The sequence below is a fragment of the Rhodococcus sp. NPDC056516 genome, assembly GCF_042794655.1.
In the GTDB taxonomy this organism is placed as follows: Bacteria; Actinomycetota; Actinomycetes; order Mycobacteriales; family Mycobacteriaceae; genus Rhodococcus_F.
Genome location: NZ_JBHTTG010000002.1, coordinates 756,175 through 781,158, shown reverse-complemented (window position 1 = coordinate 781,158; position 24,984 = coordinate 756,175). Strand labels below are relative to the sequence as shown.

The following is a 24,984-nucleotide window of genomic DNA, read 5'->3' as shown; positions in this document are numbered from 1 at the left end:
TAAAAACCCCGCCACTGGATGTGGCGGGGCGGGTAACTCAATTATTGGGGAATAGTTGCAAGTAGATACCAATCAACATTAGTGCTACAGTTATTCCACTGATTACAAACATCAAGTCACGACAGCTCCTTCCTTAGCAGCTCACGAATTTCGCGAACACTCAAGCTTACCATATTTCTCCCGATAATGTGCGTGCACTATGGACGGAACTAGCAGTCTGTCGTAAACTCTAAGTATATGACAGAGGTTAGTGAAACTGAAGAGAAGAATAAAGGCGGCCGACCGTTAGTGTTTAAGTCGGTCGAGGAACTTGATTCCGCAATCAATGCCTACTTCGATATGCAAAACCCTCACCTTGAGGATCGGATGGTTGACTCTGGGGTGAACGAGAAGGGTGAAACGATCTTCCTTCGCCGCAAGGTGATGACACAGCAGAAGCCTTACACAATGAGCGGGCTCGCTCTAGCGCTCGGAGTTAACCGACGAACCCTCCTCGACTACTCGAAGAAGGACCAGTTTTCTCCCACGTTGGAGGCTGCGAAGGCTCGCTGCGAAAGTTATGCCGAATCTCAACTCTTCGGACCGTTCGCGAACGGAGCCAAGTTCAACTTGATCAACAACTACAGGGGTAGACACCAAGACTGGTCAGATCGTCAGGAACTCACTGGTGCCGAGGGTGCACCACTCATGCCGATCGGATTAGACAGCGCCATTTTGGCCAGGATGCAAGACCGTGGCGAGACTCCACCAGTCACAACGGAAGATAGCGGAGAGTAGTTCTCGCTTCAAAGTCCTCAGGTGCGGTCGACGCTTCGGCAAGACCACCTACGCAGTCGAGGAGATGAAAGGCGCGTGCCTCTTTGAGCCCGGGCCTGTTGCTTACTTCGCCACCACCAGAGATCAAGCTCGCGACATCGTATGGGCTGAACTCCTCGAAAACGTCATAGGCACAAGCAATTACGTCACTCACAACGAACAACGGCTTGAGGTCACGCTTCGACGGCCTGACGGGTCTCTGAACCGTATCCGCTTGTTCGGCTGGGAGAACATCGAGACTGCCCGAGGCAAGAAGTACAGCCTGGTGGTCCTGGACGAGTTGGACTCGATGCGTGCCTTCGAGAAGCAATGGCGCGAGATCATCCGTGCGACCCTCGCTGACTATCGCGGACGTGCCTTGTTCATGGGTACGCCGAAGGGCTACAAGTCGCTCTATCGCCTTGAGAAGCTGTCGAAGACGAACGCGAACTATGAGGTCTTCCACTTCACGAGCTTTGACAATCCCTTCCTAAGTGTCGAAGAGCTGGATGAGATGCGCGGCGAGATGACCGTGACCCAGTACGCCCAGGAGATGCTGGCCGAGTACCACAAGATGGAAGGCCTGATCTACGAAGAGTTCAATCGTGATCAGCACATCAAGGCGTTGCCGTTTACCCCTGAACGATGGGCGCTCAGTATCGACTTCGGTTACAACCACCCGTTCGCAGCGGGGATCTTTGCCATTGGCTCGGACAACAGCCTGCATCTGGATCGGATGGTCTACAAGCGCAAGCTCAGTGACGAGCAGCGTATGAACGCCGTGCGCGACTTAATTGGGGATACCAAACTCGACTTCCAGATCGGGGACTCGGAAGACCCGCTGGCGATCGACACACTCAACAGACAGCTCGGACTCAAGATCCAGCCTGTGGTCAAGGGTGCCGGCTCAGTCTTAGAGGGCATCAACAAGTCGAAATCCCTGCTCCATCAAGGACGTCTGACCATGGACCCATCCTGCGAGGACTTGGCATGGGAGAAGGAAAACTACAGTTGGAAGCTGGACAAGAACGACGAGCCGCTTGACGAACCAGTGAAGCAAGATGACGACGCTTGTGACATGGAGAGGTACGCGGTGATCACGATCCACGGCACGAAGAAGAAGGAGTTCAGGGTGCGAACTGCGTAGGCAGATATGCTCGCAGCTAAACCTCCCGACGCAAGGACGTGGAATTTGATCGACTTGGATGATTTGCCCCGGACGAAGAAGTTGCTCCGCACGGGTGTTCCCGAGATGCTGTACCAGTACACCAATGCAGCCTCAGCAATGTCGATCATCAAGAGTCGATCGTTCTGGGCGGGACTACCTGAGCAGATGAATGATGAAAAAGAACTGAAACTGGCGTACCAGCATTTGAACAACATCTCCCTCGGGCATCATCTGTACAAGACGCTGACTGGCGATGATTCGCTGTTTGCAAAGTGGGTAGCTGACCGTGATTACGATTATTTTCTCGAGAAGAGTCCGAAGTCGTTCATCGTCTCGTTGACGCCTGAGGGAGATTCACTCTCACAATGGCGTGCCTACTGCGAACGAACAGGAGGGTACTGCGTTGGTATACCGGGAGATGTTATACAGACGGCAGCTGACGACGATGATTGGTTCTTAGCTCCATGTCTATACGAACATGACGATATACAGACACTTGTAAATGAGATATTCGATTATCACGTCGAACTCTTTCGTAAGGCTACAGCCTCCGTTTCATCGACCACGGATTTCGGTAAGGCTACTGTGGCTTGCGGCGATGCACTCTTGTCGGATCTAAGGTTCTACGGTCACTTCATCAAGCATGAGTCTTTCAAAGATGAGAAGGAATGGCGTCTCTTGAAGACGGACCATCACCCGGCTGGCAGCGATCTGCGCTATGCGGGCGGACGTGAGGGTATCCGTGCTTTCATTGAGTTCAAATTTCTCCCTGATATCCATCCTGGATTCCCTTCGAGGCCAAGGCCATCACTCAGGATCGGACCAAATGTCATCCCTGGTAATGCGGAGTATGCGTCGACACGGTTTCTTGAGCAATTGAACGGCGATGGTAACGCTGACGTCTGGAGTACGAACAGCAGCTTCAGATGATCTTGCATAGTTGTGGACACCTAGGTCTTAGGTGAGTTGATGGCCCGTTGAAAAGCGTGACATCCGAATTGGCTTCGCTCTCGATGTGTAAGCCGTCTAGTCAGAAAGGCTAAATTGCTCTAATATCAGAAGTAGAACAACCGTAGCGCACACAACTTCATATGGCACAAAAAAGAACACCCCTTCGTATCAAGCTCGCATCAGCGTTACTCGGCAGGAACAAAGCCTTCATTCCTCATCTCAGCAACACGCTTGAGATGTTCGACACCGGTAACTCCATCAAGAACTACCGCACCAAGCAGGAAGCGATTACTGCCAACCTGGGTTGGGCGTTCACTGCGAACGACGCCATCGTGCGCCCGACTGCCAGGGTTGAGCTGAAACTCTACAAGCGGGACAAGAAGGGTGATAGGACTGAGATCTTCGAGCACGACATCTTGGACCTGCTCAAACGCCCGAACGGTGCGCTCAAGGGCAAACAGATGCGCCGACTCCACTTCAGCTATATGAACTTCACAGGTGAGAGCTACGAGCTGATGATGAAGGGTGACAAGCCTTTCGAGCCTGCCAAGGGACAGCTACCTGACTCGTTCCATGTCTTGCCTGCACATCTCGTTGAGTTCAAGCTAGGGGAGACGTACAGCCAGAGCACGGTGAAGTTCGACAACAAGATCTACTCGATCGGTTCCGTGATCCGCGACCTCAACCCCGATCCGCGGAATCCGTACTTCGGTCAGTCCATCATCACGGCAGCAGCCGCGACCATCGACACCGACGAGCAGATGAAGAACTGGAATCGTCGTTTCTTCGCGAACAACGCACGTCCAGGATTGATCTTCTCAACCAAGGAAGAGATGTCCGATGAGGTCTACAAGCGCTGGAAGGAACAGTTCAGTGATCAACACACTGGTTCCGAGAACGCGTACAAGAACCTCCTGGTAGAGAACGGTGATGCCAAGCCCTACATGGTGAGCCAGCAAGACCTCGACTTCCTCAACAGTCGCAAGTTCACTCGCGACGAGATCTTCGCGATGTTCCAGACCTCACCCGGTGTCGTCGGCATGATCGAGAACGCCAACAAGTCGATCATGGACGGTGCGATCTACATCCACACGATCAACAACGTCCTCCCTCGCATCGAGGACTGGGTAGAGCTGCAGAACACTAGCTGGATACAGGTCTACGACCCATCACTTGAACTCGACTTCGTGAATCCCGTACCTGAGGACAAAGAAGCCAAGCTCAAAGAGGCTGACAAGGGCGTAAACAAATGGCTGACGATCGATGAGGTTCGTGAACAGTACGGCATGGAGCCACTACCAGAAGGCCTAGGATCGACGATCTACGCACAAGGGTCTCTCAGTCCACTTGAAGCCTTAGCGCGCCAGGAAACGCCTGAAACGACGCCACAGGGCAATGGAAAAGATGAAACCTCAACGGACGCAACGACTGAGGGTAAGAAGAGCTTCCCAAAACCATAGTGACCCGAGACTTCGCCGACGACAAAGTCGAGGAGTATCGACGTAAGGGAGATCGCCACGAAGCAGCGATGCTTCAGTCGCTCCGCGCTCAATTCGACAGCCAGCGGACATTCATACTGGGCAAGCTGGACACCACGCCGACGCCTACTAAGGGCTACACCCGCAAGGACTGGCTCAGCGATGTGGTCGAGTGGGATGGTTTCGACATTGAGCTGGCGCGTGCACTAGCGCCGGTACTACTGACGGTCATCGGTGAGACGGGCAAGCTCGCGATGCAACAGGTTGCACTAGATCCCTCGCTGTTCAACACGTTCAACTCAGCAATCCAGGCTTACTACAACGGGCGCAGCACCAAAGTTGCGAAGGACATCAACGACGAAACTGAGAAGCAGCTACGGGCTGAACTGTCGCAGGGTATTCAGGCCGGCGAAACAAGCTTCGAGCTTCGGGCGCGCATTGAGAAGGTGTTCGGCGCTGCCCTAACCTACCGAGCTGATCGCATCGCACGAACGGAAGTCACTACGGCACAAAGCTTTGCAGACATCGAAGCGTGGAGTCAGTCTGGCGTTGTCGAGTCGAAGGAGTGGTACACAGCGCTTGATGAGCGTGTATGTAAGTTCTGCCGACCGATGCACGGCACGGTCATAGGTCTGAGAAAGAAGTTTTTCAAGAAGGGGGACATATTCGAGGGTGATGACGGCAAGACGATCAAGCTCGACTACACCGACATACACGGGCCTTCGCTGCACGGGAACTGCCGATGTGTGTTGCTGCCAGTACTCGTCGCAGAAGACTAGGACTCGGTGCCAGCTCGACAACTACGATTTGATCATGCTGAAAGATGCCCTCGACAAATGCCCGCTCGATGGCCCGTTGCCAGACGGAACATGCCAGTACGTTAGTCACGTTGATCGTCCTGGTTACGGCGCTATTTGCTCAAAGCACGACTACCGTCTCAGGCGCTACGGAGATCCGTATGCGACCCCACTTCCGAAGGGCTCAACTGAGCCGACTTATGACGAGATCATGCAACGACGGGCGAACGGTGACATCGACAGAAACGCCTAGTGCTCTGGATTGAATCAGTCAAAAGTGCTTTATTCAGAGGTAGATGCAGTACATCACTACCCCACATCAAGCCGAGTTGAACGCCGCTGAAGTCATGAAGACTTGGGGCTTTACTGATGCGGTCGCAACTACGGGGGGAGCAGATGGTGGGATTGACGTCCGATCATCACGTGCTCTGGCACAGGTGAAGTGGAAGGGTGGTGCTGCGGGCAGGCCCGAGATGCAGCAGCTCTACGGGGCGCGGGGCACTGAGACTAAGAAAGTGCTGTTCTTCTTTGCAGCATCGGCATACAGCAAGGCTGCGATTGGGTACGCCGACGAAGTGGGGATCGGACTGTTCACCTACGACCCGGTAGGGGTGATGACGCCCATCAACGGCGTGGCTCAGCGAGTAATCAGCTCGGGTACACCCGCTACCGCGCCCACTGTCAGCCCTAGCTCGCAAGATGGATTGTTCATCGGCGCACTACTTCTCGCAATCGTCGTCATCGGTGGTGTCGTCATCGCTCTCGCGCATCTCTGATCCGGCCTCTGCCTTCATCTTCGCAGCCATGGCTTCGGCACGCATTGGATACGTCTGTGCTGCCTGAGCGAAGATTCGCAGAGAATCAGAAGTGTTGTGAATCCCTGCGGCTGTCTTGAAAGCTGCAACCCATCGAAAGGAATCCGGAAGCTGCACATCAAGCGGCGGCTGTTCGAAGTCCACCTTCAAGATGACTCCGCCGGTCTCGCCGTCGATCTCTAGTTGATCCATCGAAACACGCCTCTCGGCGGCAGTTGATCCTCGCGGAGTGAACGAGATATCGGCAATCGATTCAGGTACTACAATTATGTCGATAGTTTCTTGGTGCTTATCGATATTGTCGATCTGGTGAAGGCCAGCCAGTGCGTTATTCTTCACCTCTTTATGCAGGTAAGGCTGAAAAGATCTGAGAGCCATTACTAGATGGACCTCTAGATAGGGTGCCGTGCGAGCCTTCCAGTTCCTCCAGGCTTTTGCGCTGGTGCATACCGGGAAATAAACATCCCGCGGCTCTATATCGCCTTTCGATTGTTCCTTAGTCTTTTCCCACATCCACAGGTCCAGAGCCGATCGAAGCTTGTGCACCGCGTCGCCAAATATTTGACCCCACTCATTCGAAGGCGGGGGCGTTACTACCTGGATCTCAACTTCGAATCTCCTGCCGTCATCAGATTTCCGATGGACTATTCGAGTGCTTTCCCGTGCCCACGTCGCTACCTCGTGTTCAAGGCTCTCGATATGGCTTAGGCCTCGCTTCACTCTTGCCATTACGGTGGGGCTCAGCGGAGTTACGTAGCTCTTATCTTGAGTGCTCATGGCGTGACTCTACATGATGTGACAACTTCGTACTATTGATTTAATTGTGAAGATAGTTGTATCTTTAGGATTAGAGAACAACTATGGAAAAGAAACTCAAGTTATATACAACCACGATCAAATCAATTGACGACGAAAATAAGTCGATCCGCTTCCGTATCAGTGACGATTCAATTGACCGATATGGCGAGAAGGTTGATCAGTCCTGGAATCTGAAGAACTTCCTGAAGAACCCGATCGGTCTTTGGAATCACAAGAGCTACAACGTCGAGCCTGAAGATGTGCTTGGCCAGTGGAGTGACATCAAGACCGAAGACGACGGTACCTACGGGACGCTGACCTTCGACGTAGACATCAACCCCAAGGCCCTGACGGTATTCAACCAGTACGTCAAGCGGACGCTTCGTTGCGTCAGCGTTGGCTTCATACCTCACTCGATGGAGTGGGAAGACGACACTCCAGTACTGAAAGACAATGAACTGCTTGAGGTCTCGTGTGTGCCGATCCCTGCGAATGCTAACGCAGTGGCACTCGCATTAAAGGACGGCTCACTCAACACCAAGGATGCCCAGTGGATGCTGCGCAGTATGCGAGACGGTGCGACGGAGCTGCAGGAACAACTGAATAAGAACAAGCCTGAAGAGGGCGAGGAGAAGCACGTGGAAGAAGTAAAGACCCAACTCAAGGATCTATCCGATCTGATCGTCAACCTAGGCGAGCAATTTTCAGCGCTCGACACGAAGATCGAGACGGTCAGCGGTGAACTAACCGAGGTCAAATCCACAGTCGCAGAACTGAAGCCAGTGGAGACGGGCGGATCAACCGAACAGGGGCAACCAGCTAAGGGCGGCGAAGACGACCAGCCCGGTGCAGGTGAGGACGAGTTCGATGAAGACGCTGAACTTACTCCAGAGCTACAGGCGCAGATCGACGAAGAGTTCGCCTCTGAGTCGCAACAGCAATAACCAACCAAATCTATTTTGCCGAAGGGGGTGATATGAAGAAGACAGTTAAAGAGTACACAGCCGAAAAAGTGGCTGAAGCAATCAAAAACAAGTCACAGGATCAAGTTCCTGGTGCAGGCGACGGAACGACAACCGTAGTCGAGACAGAAGACAGCAAGAACGCGGACATCAGCAAGGCATTCTTCAAAGCTCTTGCGACGAACCAAGGTATGGGCGAGGCGCAGAAGAAGATCCGCGAGCAGTACAAAGCCAAAGCTCAAACCATCGGAACACCTGATGAAGGTGGAGTTCTCGTACCGTTGACAGTTGACGCGAATATTCGCACTCAACTTGAGTACATCTCTCCGATCCGCCAGATCGCACGAGTAATCAGCAACGCTCCAGCGCGACTACAACTTCCGTCTGCTGATGGTGGCAACGCCTACTGGGTCGCTGAAGCTGCGCTGATCCCAGAGACAGAAGTCAACTTCGCGGTGAAAGAGCTTGTCCCAGAGAAGCTTGCGAGCCGGATCAAGGGCATCACTCTTGAGTTCCTACAAGACGCAGCGATCAACCCAAGTGCTCAGGCCCTACTGGAGAACCAACTAGCGCAGAAGGCTGCTCTCGTTGAGAACCAAGCGTTTGCGAACGGCGACGGCGCTGACAAGCCTTTCGGTTTCCGTTCTAGTGCGGTGACTCCATCGACACTCGCTCAGGCTGGTGCAGCTCTCGCGTGGAGTGATCTCCTAGCCCTCCAGTTCAAACTGCCTACCGCATACCGTAACCAGGGCGTCTACGTGATGTCATCTGCTGCGCTCGCGAAGGTCATTGGTCTCAAAGACACTGCTGGCCGTCCGCTGTACATCAACTCGATCAATGAGAGCGGTGCGAACACACTCCTCGGTCGTCCTGTGTACATCGTTGATGAGATCCCTACTACGGGAACGACTCCGAACTTCGTGACTGAGGTTTGGTACGGCGTATTCAGTGATTACGTGATTGGTGATCGACTAGGTACGACGTTTGATCTTGGCACCAGTGGTGATGACTTCGATCGTGCGGTGTACACACTTCGGATGCTCAAACGAGTCGGTGGTGTTCCAACAAGCAACAACTTCGCGAAGCTTACCGGAGTGACACTCGCCTAATGACGGTCGTAACTTTCGTGGATGATGTCTATCCTCACTGTATCGGTGACGTGGTAGATCTCTCAGCCGGAGAATTAAAAGCGATTGATGCCACTGTGTCAAAGCGTGGCATCAAGGGTTACGAAACGGCCAAAGGTGAATCGGTGGAAAAAGCTGCAAAGCCTGAGGCTAAAACAGAAACAAAGACACAAAAGAAGTAGATCAGATCAACTTCGCACGAGGGTCGCTAGTAATAGCGGCTCTCTTGTTTTATATTGAGGCTAGATGAGCAAGATAATCACCCTCCCACAACTCAAGGATATAAACCCTGGTGTAAATGACGCTGTAGGAGGCCTTGTGGTCGCCGCAGTGAACTCCTGGATCGAAACTGCGACAAGTAGGTGCTGGGGTGAGACGAGAACCGTCACAGAGCTTCAAAACGCTTCGGGGATCGTGTGGCTCGACCATATGGATGTCGTCGAAGTCCTCTCTGTCACAACGGGATACCCGAACAGTGATCCGCACACGATCGATTCCAACAGCTACTACGTGACTCCCGAAGGGCGGTTGGTGCTAAGCAGAGGCCGGCAAACGTCGCTGCCACCGTCAACACTCGACTATCTCTCGATCGAGTACACGTACGGGGTTGCAGAGGAAGATGTACCAGCGGCGTTGGTGCTCGCAGGGCTCGGACTCGCGACGGGTTACTACGAGTACGTCTCAAATGGTGGAAGGGAAGTCAGTCGCGCGCAGGTTGGCAGCTACACCTTGCAGTTTGCCGCAGGTAGTAGTGACGGATCAGGAAGCGGAGCACTTGGTTCGACAGTCACGCGGGATACGGCGGTGATCAACTCTTACGCAATGCGGAGGGTGTGATGCTGCTGCTTAATCACATGTGCACCGTCAGCAGGGACACTCCGGTGGGTACGAATGGGCGAATGAAGATGCAGCTCTACAAAACTGGGATTCGATGCCTCGCGTTGCCGATGGGATCAGCAGTCACAATCCAGAACGAGATGCAGATGGGTCGTGGATTCGAGGTCAGCATGGGTCCGGGTGAAGACATCAAGGTTGGCGATCAGTTGTCCTGCAATGGAATGACTCTGAGCGTCAAGTACATCCGTGACTACACAAATGTACCGCCCGTTAGTCACATAGAGCTGGTGTGCGAGCAGGTGATCTGATGGCATCTGTCACGATCACCGTCGATTCAGCTCAAGTCCGCAAGATGCTGGAGATCGCACCTGAACGTGTCAGGACTCGGCTGAACCGTGTTCTGAACATCGTTGCTGTCGAGACACAGCGTGAGATGCGAATCAAAGCGCAGGTAGGCGTCAGTGGAGATCTACGTCAGTCAATCAAGCAGGAAGTCACTGGCACAACGGCGATCATCGGCCCAACAGCAAAGTACGCGGAGGCTGTCGAGAACGGATCTCGTCCTCACTGGACTAGCGTGAAACCCGATACCTCGCTCTACAAGTGGGCGGAGGCTAAGGGAATCTCACCATATGCGGTGCAACGGTCGATCGCTTACAAGGGTACGAAGGCCCATCCATTCGTCGCACCAACGGTGACGCTGATGGAACCCCGCATACAGCGACGGTTCGATACGGAGATAGACAAACTAACGGAGGAACTTATGAATGGGTAAATCGAGATCAATCAAAGACGCACTGGTGCAGGTGCTCTCGGAGATTCAGAACGGAGATGAGCCAGCGTTCGTGGAGGTGACTGACAGCACTTCGAGGGACTTCGAGGGGTACCCGTCGGTTCGTGTGCTTCCCAACTACATAGAGAACAACAAAGGCTCGATGAGCGAGAACGATCGCGATGTCTGGTTTCAGGTGGTGGTTCACCTGAAGCTGGAGGACGTGACGAAGGTTCAGTCTGAGACGATTGATCAAATGTACGACCTGACAGATCTAATTATGGACACGCTCGATGAAGCGGACTTCAACAACACTTTGGAGAAGAAAGACTCCACCATAGGTACGTACATTATGGATGCCGACCGTGCGGACTGGGATGTAGTCGAAAGTAAGGGAGGTGCTTTGCTGATGCTTGTCATCGGAGTGCAGGTTTCCTATTCAAAAGATTTAGATAATGGAGTAAATTAGCGATATGAGTGAAAGTGTCAAGAAAAAATCAAAGGAAGAGGTGATCGGGCAACTAAGTCACGAAGCTCGGCTGTATTTCGTGCCGAATTTTGGGACCGTTGAGGCAGAGACCCTTGAAGAAGCAGTCGAAAAAGTAAAGAAGAAGAAAGAAGAGGACGGTGATGCCAACTGAACCATACATAGGAAGGCGTGAAGCGATTGGCTTCGGCATAGGAACAGATCCAACTGTGAGGGTTGCTCCACAGGGTTGGATTCACTGGCTAGACCAGGACATTCAGCTGAAGCAAGAGATCATCGAAAACGAAAGCGCTATGGGCGTTGTCGAGAAGATCAATGACAGCGAAGGTGTCGGGAAGTGGTTCGAAGGAACGATCGGTGGCAAGGTCACCGAGGTTGGCGTTGGGTTTCCACTACTAGGGATCTTCGGATCAGTCACTTCAGGTGCCGTAGTTGGCGGCGTGTATCCACACACCTTTGACGTCAATCAGTCGAGCATCCCACCTGCGATCACTCTCGCAAAGGTCACACCGATTCAATCGAACCGGCACAGCTACACAACCTTCGATACGTTCGAACTGACAGCTGAGGAAAAGAGCTGGGTGCAGATTAGCTCGGCGATCAAGGCTCGAATCGGTGAGACGTCGACTGAGGTAGTCGCACTCACAACTGAGAAAGAGTTCACGAGCAAGAATATTGTGCTCAAGACCGCTGCTTCAAGTGCTGGCCTGGCTGCTGCGCCGGCCATTGCGGCCAAGAGTCTGAAGCTCAATATCGAGCGACCATCCGAGATGTGGTTCCCGCTAGGTGGTGACGACAACCCTGTGTTTGATCGGGGTGTCTTCGAGGCTAAGGGGGAGTTCGTGATTCGCTACCTCAGCACTGACGTGGAAGACGAGTATCTTGCCAACGCAATCAAGGCGATGAGCATCAAGATGACCAACGGCGCAACGAGTCTGGAGTTCATCGCTACTAAAGTGCGCTTCCGTGAACTTGAGAAGTCGAGCGACCGCGACGAGATCGTGACCCAGACGGTGAGCTTCTACTGCGAGTTCGATACGACGGCAGGAAAAGCAATCCAAGCTGTACTGAAGAATCCTCGCGCATCGTACGCCGCAGCGTAGAACGCTATTGACCAATGATATGCCCCTTGCTTAAATAGGGGCATATTTAATTGGAGAATCATCGATGGTAATTTCATTTAAGCTAACACGGAAATTCAGCCTTGCAGGAATCGCTGACGAGTGGGACGAACAATGCTTCATTCGTTACAACACCATCACCGTTGCGGAGCGTCGTGAACTTGCGCAAGAAAAAATCGTCGATGACTCGAAAGCAACCCAGCGGATTGTCGATGTCGTCACGAGTCATATAGTTGGTGGGCAGGTCTACTCACAAGCGGACGCTGGTGGTCTTGCTCTGGTCAAATTCACTTCAGAAGACGCCGTGACAGTACTTGACCTGCTTCCTATGGGTATTATCGAGCGCATCTATGACGCAATGAATTCAAGTGAGTACTCCGACCCAAAAGCCTCGTAGGCGATGCAAAGATCGCCGCAGAAGATCTCCAAGAGCGCATGCGCGACTACATAGTCCGTGGGCTGGACGTGGACGTACCGGCAAGCGTTAAAGATGACTTGCTCATCTTTCGTTATCAGCAGGTGTTCAATCTTTCCTATAACGATGTACTGAGGGAGCCTGAAGAAGCCCTAGAGCGGGCAATTCTCATATGGTCGCTTTATGATGAGCGTGATAAATTGGAAGAGAAGAGGCGGCAGCGAAACAACTAATAAGCCGTTGTGAGTTAAGTAGTGGCGAATAAGAACATCAAGATCACCATATCCGCCGAAGATCAAGCTTCCAGAATTATTGAAGGTGCGGCCGACAAAATCAATGGAGCTACCGAAAGTGTTTCCGATAAGTCCCGTGAGGCGGCAGATAAATTCACAAGTCACTTCGGCTTTATTTCTACGGGAATACGTGCAGCAGCGGCAACAGCAGTAACCGGAGGCGCTGCACTTATTGGATTCGGACTGACCTCCGGTGCTCAGTTGCAGAACACCGCTGCATCCTTCAAAGCGCTGACCGGCGATGCGGCCACGGCGAAGAGCCTGTTCACAGACTTGTATGACTTTGCCCGCGGTACACCGTTTGCGTTCCCAGACGTAACAAGCGCAGCGAAGACCCTACTTGGTTACGGACGTACAGCGCAGCAAGTGAAGAACGACGTCAAGGTACTCGGAGGCATGGTAGCCACCACTGGTGCCGATTGGAGTCGCCTTGCTGTCGTATACGGCCAAGTGAATGCTGCTGGACAGCTTTACGCCCAGGATGCGCTGCAGCTCATCGAGAATGGCGTCCCGATCACCACTGCACTCGCCAAAGATCTTGGTATTTCGATTCAAGATGTTAAGAAGCGGATGGAAGAAGGCGCAATTAGCGCTGAGGATTTCAACCGCTCGATGGCGAAGATGGTCCCCGCAGATGCGATCGAACAAATGAGCAACACAATGACCGGGAAGCTCTCAGGGCTCACAGGGTCAGTTCGCAACCTAGCCTTCTCGCTTGTCGGGATCGACTATTCCCAGATCGAAGATGGTGGCCCACTTCTGGTTAAGCAGGGAGGTCTATTTGATCGGCTCACCAAGGGCGTCGAGGGACTGTCGAAGAAGTTGAGCGAACCAAAGATCAAGGACGCGCTGTCCAAGATCGGTAACGCCATGGCTGATGTAGTCGAAGGCGGGGGTCGTATCCTACTCAACTTCATCTCTTGGGCATCGAGCAATATGGGTCTACTCCAAGCTGCGGCAACAGCATTGGGGTTTGCGTTCGTCTCGATGAAGATTGGCAATGTTGTTGCAGACTTCGCTGCACTTGTTCGCGTCGTTCCGACAGTTAGCGCCGCACTAGCGCTGTTTAACCTGAACCCCGTCGTATTGGGGATCAGTGCAGTCGTTGGAGTGGTCGCAGCACTCGGGTTCGGTATGGATGCGCTGCGTGCTTCGTCAGGTCAAACCTCCTCTGCCATCGACGCACACAAGGCTGCGCAAGATCGGCTCGCACAAACGAACCGAGATGCCAAGCTCGCTCAGGATGCCCTCAATGGAGCGGTGCTAAGCGCCGAAGGTGCAAATCTCAATGTTGAACGCGCACAACGTGCCTACAACGATGCGGTCGCACAGTATGGGCCGAAGTCGCTCGAGGCTAGGGAAGCTGCGTATCAACTGAAGGAGGCCGAGAATCGACTGGCTGAGGCCAACGAGAACGTTAGGCGGAAGACCGAGGAGGCGCGGCAAGCGCAGGACAACCGTGCGAAGGCAGAGGGTGCAGTCAAAGCTACTTCTGAGCGTATTGGTGGTGCAGTTGCAGGAGAAGCCGCTCAGTGGTCAAACTTGGCTGGACGAATTAACGAAGCCGCAGAAGCCCGCAACAGGGGTGAGTTCAAATCTGCACTCCCAACGATGAATGCCGCACCAGGACTGAAGAACGCAATCGGTACGGCTTACTCACCAGGTGGCCGAACGCTTGTCGGTGAGCACGGCCCAGAGATCGTGAACATGCCGCGTGGATCTCAAGTTACGCAGGCCTATCGCACACGCAACGAGTTGAACTCGGGCGGCGATGGCGGGGGAGTCACCAACATCTTGTCGGGCAACTTCACCTTCAACAACCAAGAGGCGTCTGACGCATTCTTCAACCGACTCGATTCAACACAACGACTAGCAAAGGTAGGCATGTAATGAGCGCAATCGCATTGAAATACGGGGCATTTGACCTCCAGACCGACAAGATCACTACGACGGATACGGACGTCTATTCACCTCCGAAGAACAACGTGCAGGCTGACAAGCTCGCTGGTGCGGACGGAGCTGTGATCGTGAAGACGAACTTTGAACCGAAGACCTTTACCGTTGCCGGCCGAATCAGGGGGAGTACCCGTGAGGAGACGGAGAAGTTGATCGACGCGTTCAACACAGCCATGATGCAACCGAATCAGGCCTTCGACATCGCTCGCAGTGGTGACATCAGGCGGTACGTTTCAACTGCTCAAGGCATCATCATCAGCACAAGCGGACACAACACGGCGGGCTTCTCGGTGGACTTCATGTGTCCTACTGGCGTTGCTTCCGACACCTACAACACGGCGCTGCTCAGCCCGTCGAACGTCGCGACTTCTACGGCTTCACTCGGCGTCACCGTTGGCGGCACGTATCAAGCCGAGCCAGTGATCAAGCTGAAGATCAACACACTCACAGGTGGGACAGCCAAGCGAATCACCGTGACGAACGGATCGACCATGCGCGGAGTATCAGTGACGCGTAACTGGGTAGCGGGGGACACGATCGAGATCGACTGTCTTCGCAAGACCATCTTCGTCAACAGTGTTCCGACTGACTACCTCGGGCAATTCCCGGTGTGGGTGGTAGGACCAGGAGTGATCGCATACAGCGACGACTTCACTGCTCGCGACGTGACAATCGAGTCGATCTACGTAAGACGTTGGCTCTAAACATCATTCACCTATAGGACGATCAGAGCGCTCGTCGTATATTGAGGGAAAGCAGTAAACAGGAAATCACATCAATGGCCAACAGTTTGTACGACAAAGCGAGAGAAGGCTTTCTGGACGGATCTATCGTCCTGACGACCAACAACATCAAGGCAGTGCTCGTGGATACGAGTACCTACACTCCGAACCTGGCGACTCATGCCAACCTGAGCGACATCCCAACACCAGCGCGAGTAGCAACGAGTGGAAACCTGACTGGCAAGACCGTGACCAACGGAGTTTTCGACGCAGATGACCTGACGTTCGCCGCACTCGGTGGCGCGAGTGTTGAAGCGATTGTTCTGTACAAGGACACAGGAACAGCAAGCACCTCACGACTGATCCACTACATGGATACAGGTACAGGACTTCCCTTCACTCCGAACGGTGGTGATTTGAATCTGGCCTGGTCAAACGCGGCAAATAAGATCTTCAAGATCTAAGGCTCGACCAGGTGATCTACTACTTCGGTGACGGATCAGACGGCGCACTCAACGTAGCGTCGGGCACTCAGAACTTGCCGTTGAATCAGATCCACCAGTTCACGAATGTCACGATCGCAGCGGGTGCGACTCTCAGTACTGCATCGACAACGGGATCGGTTCTCTTCATTGCCGTGCAAGACACCTTCACTTTGAACGGCACGATGAATGTGTCGGGCAAGGTCAACCCTGGCTCTGCGGACTGGTCGTTCACAGTAGATGGAGTCACCTACTCATCACCTGGTGTTGCCGTGGGTTCTTACTACTCTGACCATGGCCCGGCCAACTTCGGTTTTGGTAGCGGAGGTGCTGGAGGAGGGTTCAGTGGAGGACCGCTCGGCGGCAGTGGTGGCAGCGGTGGGTATGGGATCTCCGGTGGCGCAGGGGTAGGCCAATCACGCAATTCAAATGGCACGTTCAGTATGAACGGAAACGCGGGTTCGAACTCGGGCGGTGGGTCGGGAAGTAGCGCGATCAGGATCAACAAGGACAGCACTCGCTTCCTGACCGTCACCAGCAACAGCGGTAGGGGTGGAATCTCTTACGGTGAGAGCGGCGCTGACGGCTCGGGGTCGGTTATTGACCAAGGTGGAACTGGGGGCGTAAGTGGCTACTGGGGATCAAATGGCGGTGGTGGTGCTGGAGGTATCGCAGGACGCGCAGGTGTCCACATTGTCATCCGAGCCAGGAAGGTAGTTCTCAACGGCACGATCATCACCAGTGGATCGGCGGGTGGCAATGGAGGTAACGGCGGGCGGTTGATCCAGCAGTCAGGTGCAGCTGACTACTGGGGATCTCCAGGACTCGGCGGTGGTGGGGGATCGGGTGGAAACATCTCGATCTTCTACGCAGACACACTCACCAACACTGCGGCGAAGTTCGTCAATGGTGGGTCAGGTGGAGTTGCCGGGTATGGCAACACTGGGTTTGTGCAACCAGTAAGTCAGGGCGGTTCAGGAATCCCCGGCACTTTCACTTCCAAGAAACTCACCCCTGCTGAGTACGCGTCATCAATATCAGTCGATAGCACCAATTCTCAAGTCGCATACGGATCGCCAACTCTGACCGCTGGAGCGGTGACAGTCACGCCGACTAGCGCAGCCTCCGGTTACGCGGCAGGGCCACCGCTAATCACCATGAATATCCGGGACGTTGGAAACTCAGCGTCGGTAACCGGCTATGGATCACCAACGATCACACAAGGACTTCCCCCTCCACCCCCTCCAGTGAACTGGGAAGACCTCGGAGTTGAGAACACCAAAGAGTATGTAGCCAAGGTCTATTCGAAGACTGGGCAGTTCATGCGCGTACTCACGGACATCACAGACGATCTGACCTTCTCCCAACAGATCCTCACACCAGGAACCACCACCACGATCAGACTGGCTCGATCTGCCGAGAACACGATCGAACTGCGCGAAGCACTCACCGATCAAGCTGGTGTGGGATATACCGATCAAACCAGTGATCCGTACGTCGTCACCAGCACCACGGCAAACACCGTCGGCCCAGACACGGACATCGAGATCGGACTCGGCGTGGATATCTTCGCCCACTACGGAGGCTATGAACCCCTCGTCAATGAGAAGGGCGAGCCGTACGTGGATCAGGACGGAGATCCCTACATCGTTTCTACTGGTGCCCCAATGGGCCGGCGGGTCTTCAGCGGCAAGATCATGAAGTACCGCGCTCACTACGGCGACACGGAGTACGTAGAAGCCACGCTCATCTCGCACGGGGTCGAGCTGACAAAGGGTGAGCTGATCAAGAGTGGTGCAGCTACAACAGTGACCTATCCGTCTACTGAAATCGCTACAATCGCCAAGAGTCTCCTCGACACCAACCCAGGCCGAATCGGTTACACCACAGGGTCAATCGACACCACAGGCGTTACGCCGACGATGAAGTTTGAGCTGAACACCAAACTCGAGGGGATCAAGAGCCTCTACTCCCAGACTCCAGACGGCTACTTCTGGTACGTCGATGTCGGGGAGAACCTGCTCTACATCAAGAAGCGAAACACGGTGGCAGACCACATCTTCGTCAAGGGAAAACACCTGGCGGACATCGACATTGAGAAGTCTGCAGAAGATCTGAGAAACAAGGTTTACTTCGTGGGTGGTGATCCAGGCAGCGGCACACTCTTCAAGGTCTATACCGATACTGCGGCAATTACCGATTCTGAACTGGGAGTACACCGAATAACAGACCGACGCTTCACCCTCACGGCAAGTGCTCAGCGTTATGCCAGCAAAGTAATGAGTGAGTATGGCCGTCCGATTTGGACATCGACAATCACGATCCCTTCGAGCGTGTATGACATCGAGAGCATCAAACTGGGGCAGATGGTTGGTTTTAGGAACTTTGGGAACTTCGTAGACACGCAACTTCTTCAGATTGTCGGGTACAACTACACCTCGACGCTGATCACGTTGACGCTCGGAACTCTTCAAGAGGGGATGGCAGAGATCATCGCAGACCTGGATGAGGGGTTGTCGAATGAACAATACCAACAGCTACCCACAACTCCGTCTTAACGTGTTATATTAGCGATAAAGAGGAACAATTCAATATGGCAAAACAAATTACAGATAACGCTTCAAAATCCCCGGTCGCGGCAACGGATATTCTTCTTGTGCGAGACGTTACAACTAATACAGACAAGAAGACTACAGTTGCCGGTTTAGCGCCGGGGATCTCGTCAACCCTTTTTTCTAGAACCACGGACGCTAATGGGTGGACTGTGATAGATATGGGGGTTTACAAGAGGTATCTATTTCAAAAGTCATATAATTCTTCATTTGCGATGCCTGTGGGTCAACTTAATATCGACTCTCAACCTCTGCCCGTCGGGTTAACTGACTTCCGTACTAAAAATGTAAAGATTACGACCGCAAGTTCTAACGCTGCAGTGGTTACTGGCGGCTACATAGGTGGCGCTACTCCGGACTTCAATATTATTAATGTGTACTTGTATAACACTACAGGGTCGGGAATGACCCTTAGTTTCTGGTACTTCTCGATTGAGTTAACGGTATGACATTAGTATCTACTATTCTTCCTAAAGGAATAGGCAACTTATGAACGGTGCCGAGGTTGCGTTAGCAGCGCTTGGGATACTTGCGACGATTGCTGGGGCGTTGATCTGGACTGTGAAGTTCATGTTAACTAAGAATGATCAGACGCTAAATAAGCTGGCTAAGTCGATCGACAAAAGTGCTAACGCAAGTGACGCACTGCAGAAGTCGTTGAGGGAGCGCGACGCCCGCGACCGCGAATTTCAACAGGAGGTGATCAAGAACTTTGCCAAGGTATCTAACTCGCTCGATCGAGTCGAAAGCAAGGCAGATGCGAGTTTCTCTGTGGTGCAATCAATTGCAGAGTCTCTGTCCTCGGAGAACTTGACCTGATGGCGCGTTTCGTTGCCCCGGTCGCAGATCGAATCACTCAGCAGTTCGGTGAGAATCCTGACTACTACAAGTCGCTCGGGCAACTAGGCCATACGGGTATCGACTACGGATGTCCGATGGGCACTGCCATTCGAGCTACGGGTGATGGAAGAGTTAGCTTCGTGGGTCCAGGCGCAAATCATGGCGGGTTTCTGTCCGTGGCAGGAAATGCGATCCTTCTTGACCATGTCGATATTTACAGCGCCTACTCGCATTTGAGTCGATTTGCGGTCACCCAAGGCCAGCAGGTCACCCAAGGCCAGATAATTGGATATTCGGGAAACACGGGGCAAGTCACTGGTCCTCATCTGCACTTTGAGTTTTGGGGCAAGCCGACGAACTGGAAAAACGGTTGGTCCGGACGGGTTAATCCGTCTGCCTACCTAAATAATGAAGGAGGAGATGAAGAGATGCAACCAACAACATATGAGGTGGCCAACATTTACGCACAGGCCCTATTGTTTCGAGATATGAGCCGCGAGGAATGGAAGCAGTTTCACGAGGGGAAGAGTAGAAACAAACTATTTGACGAGTTCAATAGTTCGGGAGAGCGACGCGACAGGCTCTTTGAGTTCAGGATGGCGATATCTGATTCAAGCGCGTCTAAGAGTGACCGGGCCAGCATGGCCGCGGCGCTAGAACAAGCTCGAATCGCGCAAGAAGAAATGGACAAGATCGTTCGTAAGAAAGAAGAGGTGGAAGTGAGGAACCGTGAGCTGGAAAGCGAACGAACCGCCGACAAAGAAGCTGGTGAATCCATACTGCGCAGGCTCGGTCAGTTCGTCAGCAAATACATACCAGGATTGAAATAAGGAGGTGAACATGAACCATACATACGACCAACCAACATCAGCACCAACATCGAAAGTGGCAGCAGCAGGAATCGGTGGATCAGTCGCGATCGTACTCATCTGGCTTGCCGGACAGTTCGGTGTCGAACTCAGTGCGGAGGTTGCATCTGCAATCACCGCGATCGTTGCGTTTGCAGCTGGATACTTCAAACGAAGCAGCACTAACTAGCTCTCAAAAGCATTTTGCGTCGCGCCTGACACGTGTTGTCGGGCGCTTTTGATATGTAAGGCCTGCGAGTTGCACGGCGTCTCCTGCAAGCTCTGATACGCTAAATTCCACTGAGTAAATTAGTTGTTCAAATCCAAGGAGAGCCAAGTGGCTGAACGCATCATCAAGCAACTGATCGATGATCTGGACGGAAATGACATTGACGAGGGATTCGGTCAGAAGGTCGAATTCTCTTACCAGGGAACCGATTACACGATCGACTTGCGTGACTCTAATGTGGACAAGCTGGAGAAGACACTCAAGCCTTACATCGAAGCTGCACAGAAGATCGGCGTAGCCCGCAAGACCCGCAAGGGGAGCGGAACACCCAATGCCGCAAGTGGTTCCGGTCGTTCAAAGGAACAGCTCCAGGCGATCCGTGACTGGGCAGTGAAGAACGGCTTCGAGGTTGCACCTCGCGGACGTATCAAGGCTGAAGTGATCGACGCCTTCGACGCAGCGCACTAGCGTCTCTGCGCCACTTCTCCGCCGCTACATGTGGTGGCATCAGACTCCCCTGGCCGAAATCCGGTTGGGGGAGTCGTTTTGTCTGACCACCTCTGTTAATCCGTGGAGCATCGGCGGGGTAGGGGAGTGCTGCGGGAGGGTGTCACCCCTGAAGAACGGATTCCAACGAGACGAGTAGGGGAGTGCTGCGGGAGGGTGTCACCCCTGAAGAACGGATTCCAACGAGACGAGTAGGGGAGTGCTGGAGTGAGCGTGATTGTCGTGGGCACTCAGTATGGTGTGTGGATGCCAACTTACGGAGTCTGGAAGTCGAGTCGATACTTCATGGTCACCGATCTCGATCCTGCGAAAGAGTCTGACTCGCTGTCCGAGCTTGAGTCATTTGCCTTGCAGCGCAACTGGTATGCACCCGCTCCGGCATTGATCGCCCGACGGAACGGTAGCGCCTGGGTTCCACTTGACTGGGTACGGAAGGATGGACGCGACCCGCTCACACCGGGCCAGCCGATCAAGTACCAGGAAGTGCGCGAAGGTAAGCGAGCGTGGGCGAAACATCTTGGTAAGCGGCCTACTGATCTCACGCAGGCATAGCCAGAAAGACCGAACCCCAGCAACGAAAATGTCTGCTGGGGTTCGGTCGTAGATCGACGTGATGGGGCGTCACCTGATGTCCGTGAAGTCTCTCAAGGTGTCTCGGATTCGGATGAAGTCATGGTTCGCCAGTGAATCGACTTCGCCAGTGATTGCCTGGATGCGTGCGCGAGTCGGAGAGTCGAGATAGTTGTTCGGATCAATCTCATCTCCCATCATGCGGCGCGCTTCGTGTGCGATTTCTCGGCACTCGATCATGACGGACTCGGCGTGCATCTCCAGTCGTTCCGCTGCCTCGACCATGGCTTGCAGGTCATTGATTCGATCGGCGTCACCCACGGGTCTCCTCCTGAATCTTCCGGAGCTCTTGGAAGACCCGAACATCCTCCAGCCAGGCCGCCCTGTCTTTGTCGCGTTCAACGCGGTGCTCAAGTTCCTGTTTGAACCACTCGACGAGATCGACTTCGTTTGGGGAGGCAGTACCCGCTTCGATCTTCTCGCAGCACTCCTTGATTACATCCATGATCGGGCGTCCGCCGTCGTTGGTGAAGTTGACGAAGTAGGCCAAGATGGAGTCGTTGATCTGCTGCCATTCAGTGCGCTGTTCATCCATGTTGATCATCCCATCCTCAAAGCTCGTAGTGGCTGAAGAACATTCGTGGTCGAAGCAGTTCTGAGTTCGTTCAAGTTGTAGGAGACCCGGAACAATCGCAGAAGTGATTCAGTGTCGTATTGCTCGATCGCTTGACGATGTTTCTCTGCTTCGAAGATCAACTCTTCGCTGACTCGTGTGATCGTCTGTCCAAGCTCTCTCATCGCAAATGCTTGATCGATGAGGTTGTCGAGGATCTGGACGGGCGGGAGATCTGTCATCACTGCTCCAATCGGCGGGTCGGTCATGGTGAGTGCTGGACGGCTTGGCTGATGCGGAACTGAATGTGCTCCAGGTAGGCATTCAGGCTGACTAGCATGATCATCGCGAGCGCGGGATTCTCTTCGCGTAGATCGTCTACAGCACTTGCCATCTCGTGCGCATCTTCGACCAGCTTCTCAATCGTGGCGACTGCTTCAGCTTGCAGCGTCATGATTGGTCTCCTGGTTCATCAGGGACGTCGTAGACGCCCTTTCCTACGGGCTTTGTGGTCTGAGGTTGTACTTTGGCTGGAGTTCGTCGGGCGGCAATCTCTTTCCTGACTTCTTCAACTGGTCGCCCATATCGAGCGCGTGATCGAGAAGCGATGTAGCTCGCTGCTCCTGTTGGTTCCTGGGGTGGTCGGGCTTTGATGGTGACGATGGACCGTCCCGATGAATCTGGAATCTGCGCGATTGCTTCGTGCACACGCGCATGTTGAAAGTCGTAGTCGCTCAGCAGTTCCGATCCGAATTCCTGCCGCCACATATGAGCTTCCTCGTAGCTCGTGCGGTAGATGATGCGAGTGCCGACGTTGTTGAAGATCGCAGTCTTAGTCTTCTTGGGAAGCTCCGAGATGAACTGCGTTCCCAGCGTGACCCAGAGATTGTGTTTGCGACCGCGATTGAGAAGATCGTCGAGGCCGTTTTTAATGTTGGCGGTCACTTGGAATTCATCGAGGTAAAGCGCGTTGCCGCGCTCTGGAGAGAGCCGTTGTGCTGTCGTCCAAAGGGTTTCAACCAGAAGGGAGCCAAGAAGCTCTGCACTGTCCTTCGGAAGGCCGGCAAGGCTGATCACGACGATCTTGTTTTGCGTGAGGATCTCTTCCCAGTTCAGGCTATTGCTGGACTGGCCGATCATGTTGCGGATCTCAGGACGACCGACGAGCTGCCACAGACGCCGGTAGAGCGGGTCTACGTATCGATCCCACTCAGTCTGCTTGGGACCACCCCGCCCTATTTTCTCCATGCGTTTCCAGAATTCGCGAAGGTCTGGATCGGTGATCTTCTTAATGATGGCGTCGGCCCAAGCAATCTCGGCACTGGTCTGCGGACGGATCAAGACACCCAAGTCAATTAGGTTGAGGCCTCCGTGATCGATGATCGTCCACAACCCATGATGAAGGAGGTCCCGGACTGAAACGCCAGTTGCAATGTCGGGGTACAGGGAAGTGAAGACGCCAGTAATTTGGTCGATCGCACCCCGACCTGCGCCTTGGTTGATCGGGTCGAAGCCGACTGGATGATCTGCGTCTGCCAGTACATGGACTCGGATCACATCATCAGCACGCCACTTTGGAATGCTGTCCAACGCTCGGTTAGCGAGGCTTTGAGGTGATTCGCTGGCGCTGGCATCGATGACGATGGCACCGTATCCGTTGCTGACGTCGTCGTGGAAGCTGTTCGACATGCCTACCGACTTACCCGACCCGATCATGCCTGCGAAGAGCGTGTTCAGGTTGGCGTAGTCATAGCTCTGAGCAATTGGTCGATTGATCCCCGGGATGTTGCTCCATCCGAGTTGCCGTCCGACTCGAGAAACGGCTTCGGTTGGAGGAATGCGCCGAGCGACCCCCTGGGAGAGTCCTTGGATCTGCGGATCTCCAACAGGCCAGCCGAGATACGCGACTAGCTCTGAGGCTGAGAACATGTTGCCCTTGTTGAACGGAGTGACAGCTCCGTGCACCATTGGGTTGAGTTTGCCTAGGGGGATCGGCTTCGAGTACAGCCTGTTCGCTGCGCCGTTCTCGCTAGTGATGGCACGAGTTACTTTTAGTACCAACTCTTTTGCGCGGGCTTCGGTGGCTGCGCTCGCAGCGATGCGACCGACCACCGTGAAGATCTGGTCGTTGACCTTCTCCCGACGATCCGCCACTTCGTCCTTCGTCGCCTTCGTTCCACGAACAACAACGTCAAACAACGATGGCTTGGACTTAGCGAGCCCTTGATCCGACTCGATCAACTTAGGTCGATCAGAGTGGTATGCGATCCATTGCAAGGTCACCGTTTCGCTGCCAGTGGTGAGCAAAGACTTGAGAATCTTCGTCGAATAGTCAGCAGTGTTGTCGAATCGAAGCGTCCGTTCGGGATTCGTCATGAACAACCGAACACCGTGGTTGTAGCTGGGCTGCACGGCCTTCTCGACGGGAACAATGTCGATGCCTGGAAGGTGACCCTCCACTTGATCGAGTAGATATTCAGCGTCACGTGACGGAACTCTGAGAAGGTGTTGGATACCCCTCTCAGAGGAGTGAACTTCGAAGACGATTGACGGATCACCGGTGAATTTGTTGTCGCGGAGATTCGAACCGATGCTACGGATTACAGCCTGGACCTGCTTCTCGGTGACGTTGGTCGGAAAAACGAGCTGATGCGAGGTGCGGTCTGCGTCGTACTGATCCTGACTCTTAGCCCTCATATCGAACAACCCCCAAAAAAGTGGAGGCGACAGGATGCTAAGTGTGACAAGTAGTTCCAGCATCTACTGTCTACTTTGGCATCCTGCCGCCG

Annotated in this window: 32 protein-coding genes; 26 read left to right on the top strand and 6 right to left on the bottom strand. The window is 53.7% G+C overall.

Annotated features, from left to right (window positions below; translation table 11 throughout):
• The first annotated feature begins 237 nt into the window (after positions 1-237).
• The 6 genes from ACFQ6Y_RS08775 (at position 238) to ACFQ6Y_RS08750 (ending at position 5,965) form a co-directional block, all read left to right on the top strand.
• A complete protein-coding gene (locus ACFQ6Y_RS08775) occupies positions 238-777 on the top strand; it encodes a terminase small subunit (RefSeq protein ID WP_378631136.1) in 540 nt (179 codons plus the stop codon).
• Positions 734-1,942 (top strand): terminase large subunit, encoded by a 1,209-nt coding sequence (locus tag ACFQ6Y_RS08770; protein WP_378631133.1) that lies wholly within the window; start codon positions 734-736, stop codon positions 1,940-1,942. The genes ACFQ6Y_RS08775 and ACFQ6Y_RS08770 overlap by 44 nt, the downstream gene beginning before the upstream one ends.
• 45 nt (positions 1,943-1,987) lie before the next feature.
• Positions 1,988-2,893 carry a DUF2971 domain-containing protein gene (locus ACFQ6Y_RS08765; protein ID WP_378631130.1) on the top strand — a complete coding sequence of 302 codons (906 nt, stop codon included), beginning with the start codon at positions 1,988-1,990 and terminating at the stop codon, positions 2,891-2,893.
• A 161-nt stretch (positions 2,894-3,054) separates the two neighbouring features.
• A complete protein-coding gene (locus ACFQ6Y_RS08760; protein WP_378631128.1) occupies positions 3,055-4,374 on the top strand; it encodes a phage portal protein in 1,320 nt (439 codons plus the stop codon).
• Positions 4,374-5,171 (top strand): phage minor head protein, encoded by a 798-nt coding sequence (locus ACFQ6Y_RS08755; protein ID WP_378631125.1) that lies wholly within the window; start codon positions 4,374-4,376, stop codon positions 5,169-5,171. Before ACFQ6Y_RS08760 ends, ACFQ6Y_RS08755 begins: the two co-directional genes overlap by 1 nt.
• Positions 5,172-5,485: 314 nt before the next feature.
• Positions 5,486-5,965: a restriction endonuclease gene (locus tag ACFQ6Y_RS08750; RefSeq protein WP_378631123.1), complete on the top strand. Its 480-nt coding sequence runs from the start codon at positions 5,486-5,488 to the stop codon at positions 5,963-5,965.
• Here ACFQ6Y_RS08750 and ACFQ6Y_RS08745 read toward each other — a convergent pair.
• Positions 5,909-6,781 (bottom strand): hypothetical protein, encoded by an 873-nt coding sequence (locus ACFQ6Y_RS08745; protein ID WP_378631121.1) that lies wholly within the window; start codon positions 6,779-6,781, stop codon positions 5,909-5,911. The genes ACFQ6Y_RS08750 and ACFQ6Y_RS08745 overlap by 57 nt on opposite strands.
• An 83-nt stretch (positions 6,782-6,864) precedes the next feature.
• Here ACFQ6Y_RS08745 and ACFQ6Y_RS08740 point away from each other — a divergent pair, with 83 nt between their 5' ends.
• From ACFQ6Y_RS08740 to ACFQ6Y_RS08645, 20 genes are all read left to right on the top strand, one after another.
• Positions 6,865-7,746 (top strand): HK97 family phage prohead protease, encoded by an 882-nt coding sequence (locus ACFQ6Y_RS08740; protein ID WP_378631118.1) that lies wholly within the window; start codon positions 6,865-6,867, stop codon positions 7,744-7,746.
• A 32-nt stretch (positions 7,747-7,778) separates the two neighbouring features.
• Complete coding sequence (locus ACFQ6Y_RS08735) at positions 7,779-8,873, top strand: phage major capsid protein (protein ID WP_378631115.1); 1,095 nt, start codon at positions 7,779-7,781, stop codon at positions 8,871-8,873.
• Positions 8,873-9,073, top strand: a complete 201-nt coding sequence (locus ACFQ6Y_RS08730) for a hypothetical protein (protein WP_378631113.1) — start codon at positions 8,873-8,875, stop codon at positions 9,071-9,073. The genes ACFQ6Y_RS08735 and ACFQ6Y_RS08730 overlap by 1 nt, the downstream gene beginning before the upstream one ends.
• Positions 9,074-9,137: 64 nt before the next feature.
• Positions 9,138-9,728 (top strand): hypothetical protein, encoded by a 591-nt coding sequence (locus ACFQ6Y_RS08725; RefSeq protein WP_378631111.1) that lies wholly within the window; start codon positions 9,138-9,140, stop codon positions 9,726-9,728.
• A 62-nt stretch (positions 9,729-9,790) separates the two neighbouring features.
• On the top strand, positions 9,791-10,036 hold the full coding sequence (locus ACFQ6Y_RS08720) for a hypothetical protein (protein ID WP_378631108.1): 246 nt from the start codon (positions 9,791-9,793) through the stop codon (positions 10,034-10,036).
• Positions 10,036-10,503, top strand: a complete 468-nt coding sequence (locus tag ACFQ6Y_RS08715) for an HK97 gp10 family phage protein (RefSeq protein ID WP_378631106.1) — start codon at positions 10,036-10,038, stop codon at positions 10,501-10,503. The genes ACFQ6Y_RS08720 and ACFQ6Y_RS08715 overlap by 1 nt, the downstream gene beginning before the upstream one ends.
• The gene (locus ACFQ6Y_RS08710) at positions 10,496-10,969 is read left to right on the top strand and encodes a hypothetical protein (protein ID WP_378631101.1); all 474 of its coding nucleotides are present in this window, start codon (positions 10,496-10,498) and stop codon (positions 10,967-10,969) included. Before ACFQ6Y_RS08715 ends, ACFQ6Y_RS08710 begins: the two co-directional genes overlap by 8 nt.
• 4 nt (positions 10,970-10,973) lie before the next feature.
• Positions 10,974-11,141, top strand: coding sequence for a hypothetical protein (locus ACFQ6Y_RS08705; RefSeq protein WP_378631099.1), 168 nt, complete (start codon positions 10,974-10,976; stop codon positions 11,139-11,141).
• Positions 11,131-12,090, top strand: coding sequence for a phage tail tube protein (locus tag ACFQ6Y_RS08700; RefSeq protein ID WP_378631097.1), 960 nt, complete (start codon positions 11,131-11,133; stop codon positions 12,088-12,090). Before ACFQ6Y_RS08705 ends, ACFQ6Y_RS08700 begins: the two co-directional genes overlap by 11 nt.
• Positions 12,091-12,154: 64 nt before the next feature.
• Entirely contained in the window at positions 12,155-12,505 is a 351-nt protein-coding gene (locus ACFQ6Y_RS08695) for a hypothetical protein (protein WP_378631094.1), read from the top strand.
• A gap of 272 nt (positions 12,506-12,777) precedes the next feature.
• Positions 12,778-14,706 carry a tape measure protein gene (locus ACFQ6Y_RS08690; protein WP_378631091.1) on the top strand — a complete coding sequence of 643 codons (1,929 nt, stop codon included), beginning with the start codon at positions 12,778-12,780 and terminating at the stop codon, positions 14,704-14,706.
• Positions 14,706-15,476, top strand: a complete 771-nt coding sequence (locus ACFQ6Y_RS08685) for a phage distal tail protein (RefSeq protein WP_378631088.1) — start codon at positions 14,706-14,708, stop codon at positions 15,474-15,476. Before ACFQ6Y_RS08690 ends, ACFQ6Y_RS08685 begins: the two co-directional genes overlap by 1 nt.
• A 74-nt stretch (positions 15,477-15,550) precedes the next feature.
• Positions 15,551-15,958: a hypothetical protein gene (locus tag ACFQ6Y_RS08680; protein WP_020907356.1), complete on the top strand. Its 408-nt coding sequence runs from the start codon at positions 15,551-15,553 to the stop codon at positions 15,956-15,958.
• Positions 15,959-15,969: 11 nt separating this feature from the next.
• A complete protein-coding gene (locus tag ACFQ6Y_RS08675) occupies positions 15,970-18,534 on the top strand; it encodes a hypothetical protein (protein WP_378631084.1) in 2,565 nt (854 codons plus the stop codon).
• A 35-nt stretch (positions 18,535-18,569) separates the two neighbouring features.
• Entirely contained in the window at positions 18,570-19,037 is a 468-nt protein-coding gene (locus tag ACFQ6Y_RS08670) for a hypothetical protein (RefSeq protein WP_378631082.1), read from the top strand.
• 40 nt (positions 19,038-19,077) lie between these two features.
• On the top strand, positions 19,078-19,407 hold the full coding sequence (locus ACFQ6Y_RS08665; RefSeq protein WP_378631079.1) for a hypothetical protein: 330 nt from the start codon (positions 19,078-19,080) through the stop codon (positions 19,405-19,407).
• A complete protein-coding gene (locus ACFQ6Y_RS08660; RefSeq protein ID WP_378631077.1) occupies positions 19,407-20,258 on the top strand; it encodes a M23 family metallopeptidase in 852 nt (283 codons plus the stop codon). The genes ACFQ6Y_RS08665 and ACFQ6Y_RS08660 overlap by 1 nt, the downstream gene beginning before the upstream one ends.
• A gap of 10 nt (positions 20,259-20,268) precedes the next feature.
• Positions 20,269-20,466: a hypothetical protein gene (locus ACFQ6Y_RS08655; RefSeq protein WP_064444459.1), complete on the top strand. Its 198-nt coding sequence runs from the start codon at positions 20,269-20,271 to the stop codon at positions 20,464-20,466.
• Between the two features lie 147 nt (positions 20,467-20,613).
• Complete coding sequence (locus ACFQ6Y_RS08650; RefSeq protein ID WP_378631074.1) at positions 20,614-20,973, top strand: Lsr2 family protein; 360 nt, start codon at positions 20,614-20,616, stop codon at positions 20,971-20,973.
• A gap of 285 nt (positions 20,974-21,258) precedes the next feature.
• Entirely contained in the window at positions 21,259-21,564 is a 306-nt protein-coding gene (locus ACFQ6Y_RS08645; protein WP_378631073.1) for a hypothetical protein, read from the top strand.
• Positions 21,565-21,633: 69 nt separating this feature from the next.
• On the opposite strand, the gene ACFQ6Y_RS08640 is transcribed toward ACFQ6Y_RS08645, so the two are convergent.
• Genes ACFQ6Y_RS08640 through ACFQ6Y_RS08620 form a run of 5 tightly spaced genes read right to left on the bottom strand, consistent with a single transcriptional unit; the run spans position 21,634 to position 24,955 of the window.
• Positions 21,634-21,903: a hypothetical protein gene (locus ACFQ6Y_RS08640; RefSeq protein ID WP_064444461.1), complete on the bottom strand. Its 270-nt coding sequence runs from the start codon at positions 21,901-21,903 to the stop codon at positions 21,634-21,636.
• On the bottom strand, positions 21,896-22,186 hold the full coding sequence (locus tag ACFQ6Y_RS08635) for a hypothetical protein (protein ID WP_378631069.1): 291 nt from the start codon (positions 22,184-22,186) through the stop codon (positions 21,896-21,898). The genes ACFQ6Y_RS08640 and ACFQ6Y_RS08635 overlap by 8 nt, the downstream gene beginning before the upstream one ends.
• Positions 22,183-22,437, bottom strand: coding sequence for a hypothetical protein (locus ACFQ6Y_RS08630; RefSeq protein ID WP_218681355.1), 255 nt, complete (start codon positions 22,435-22,437; stop codon positions 22,183-22,185). Before ACFQ6Y_RS08630 ends, ACFQ6Y_RS08635 begins: the two co-directional genes overlap by 4 nt.
• 23 nt (positions 22,438-22,460) lie before the next feature.
• Positions 22,461-22,649 (bottom strand): hypothetical protein, encoded by a 189-nt coding sequence (locus tag ACFQ6Y_RS08625; protein WP_378631066.1) that lies wholly within the window; start codon positions 22,647-22,649, stop codon positions 22,461-22,463.
• Entirely contained in the window at positions 22,646-24,955 is a 2,310-nt protein-coding gene (locus ACFQ6Y_RS08620; protein ID WP_378631063.1) for a type IV secretory system conjugative DNA transfer family protein, read from the bottom strand. The genes ACFQ6Y_RS08625 and ACFQ6Y_RS08620 overlap by 4 nt, the downstream gene beginning before the upstream one ends.
• Between the last annotated feature and the right edge of the window lie 29 nt (positions 24,956-24,984).

Coding starts and splice junctions, on each gene's coding strand:
- ACFQ6Y_RS08705 (WP_378631099.1), top strand. CDS start 10,974: ATGAGTGAAAGTGTCAAGAAAAAATCAAAGGAAGAGGTGATCGGGCAA.
- ACFQ6Y_RS08695 (WP_378631094.1), top strand. CDS start 12,155: ATGGTAATTTCATTTAAGCTAACACGGAAATTCAGCCTTGCAGGAATC.
- ACFQ6Y_RS08680 (WP_020907356.1), top strand. CDS start 15,551: ATGGCCAACAGTTTGTACGACAAAGCGAGAGAAGGCTTTCTGGACGGA.
- ACFQ6Y_RS08750 (WP_378631123.1), top strand. CDS start 5,486: ATGCAGTACATCACTACCCCACATCAAGCCGAGTTGAACGCCGCTGAA.
- ACFQ6Y_RS08760 (WP_378631128.1), top strand. CDS start 3,055: ATGGCACAAAAAAGAACACCCCTTCGTATCAAGCTCGCATCAGCGTTA.
- ACFQ6Y_RS08620 (WP_378631063.1), bottom strand. CDS start 24,955: ATGCTGGAACTACTTGTCACACTTAGCATCCTGTCGCCTCCACTTTTT.
- ACFQ6Y_RS08710 (WP_378631101.1), top strand. CDS start 10,496: ATGGGTAAATCGAGATCAATCAAAGACGCACTGGTGCAGGTGCTCTCG.
- ACFQ6Y_RS08700 (WP_378631097.1), top strand. CDS start 11,131: ATGCCAACTGAACCATACATAGGAAGGCGTGAAGCGATTGGCTTCGGC.
- ACFQ6Y_RS08670 (WP_378631082.1), top strand. CDS start 18,570: ATGGCAAAACAAATTACAGATAACGCTTCAAAATCCCCGGTCGCGGCA.
- ACFQ6Y_RS08720 (WP_378631108.1), top strand. CDS start 9,791: ATGAAGATGCAGCTCTACAAAACTGGGATTCGATGCCTCGCGTTGCCG.
- ACFQ6Y_RS08730 (WP_378631113.1), top strand. CDS start 8,873: ATGACGGTCGTAACTTTCGTGGATGATGTCTATCCTCACTGTATCGGT.
- ACFQ6Y_RS08735 (WP_378631115.1), top strand. CDS start 7,779: ATGAAGAAGACAGTTAAAGAGTACACAGCCGAAAAAGTGGCTGAAGCA.
- ACFQ6Y_RS08715 (WP_378631106.1), top strand. CDS start 10,036: ATGGCATCTGTCACGATCACCGTCGATTCAGCTCAAGTCCGCAAGATG.
- ACFQ6Y_RS08630 (WP_218681355.1), bottom strand. CDS start 22,437: ATGACAGATCTCCCGCCCGTCCAGATCCTCGACAACCTCATCGATCAA.
- ACFQ6Y_RS08625 (WP_378631066.1), bottom strand. CDS start 22,649: ATGACGCTGCAAGCTGAAGCAGTCGCCACGATTGAGAAGCTGGTCGAA.
- ACFQ6Y_RS08645 (WP_378631073.1), top strand. CDS start 21,259: ATGCCAACTTACGGAGTCTGGAAGTCGAGTCGATACTTCATGGTCACC.
- ACFQ6Y_RS08775 (WP_378631136.1), top strand. CDS start 238: ATGACAGAGGTTAGTGAAACTGAAGAGAAGAATAAAGGCGGCCGACCG.
- ACFQ6Y_RS08725 (WP_378631111.1), top strand. CDS start 9,138: ATGAGCAAGATAATCACCCTCCCACAACTCAAGGATATAAACCCTGGT.
- ACFQ6Y_RS08660 (WP_378631077.1), top strand. CDS start 19,407: ATGGCGCGTTTCGTTGCCCCGGTCGCAGATCGAATCACTCAGCAGTTC.
- ACFQ6Y_RS08685 (WP_378631088.1), top strand. CDS start 14,706: ATGAGCGCAATCGCATTGAAATACGGGGCATTTGACCTCCAGACCGAC.
- ACFQ6Y_RS08635 (WP_378631069.1), bottom strand. CDS start 22,186: ATGATCAACATGGATGAACAGCGCACTGAATGGCAGCAGATCAACGAC.
- ACFQ6Y_RS08745 (WP_378631121.1), bottom strand. CDS start 6,781: ATGAGCACTCAAGATAAGAGCTACGTAACTCCGCTGAGCCCCACCGTA.
- ACFQ6Y_RS08665 (WP_378631079.1), top strand. CDS start 19,078: ATGAACGGTGCCGAGGTTGCGTTAGCAGCGCTTGGGATACTTGCGACG.
- ACFQ6Y_RS08655 (WP_064444459.1), top strand. CDS start 20,269: ATGAACCATACATACGACCAACCAACATCAGCACCAACATCGAAAGTG.
- ACFQ6Y_RS08740 (WP_378631118.1), top strand. CDS start 6,865: ATGGAAAAGAAACTCAAGTTATATACAACCACGATCAAATCAATTGAC.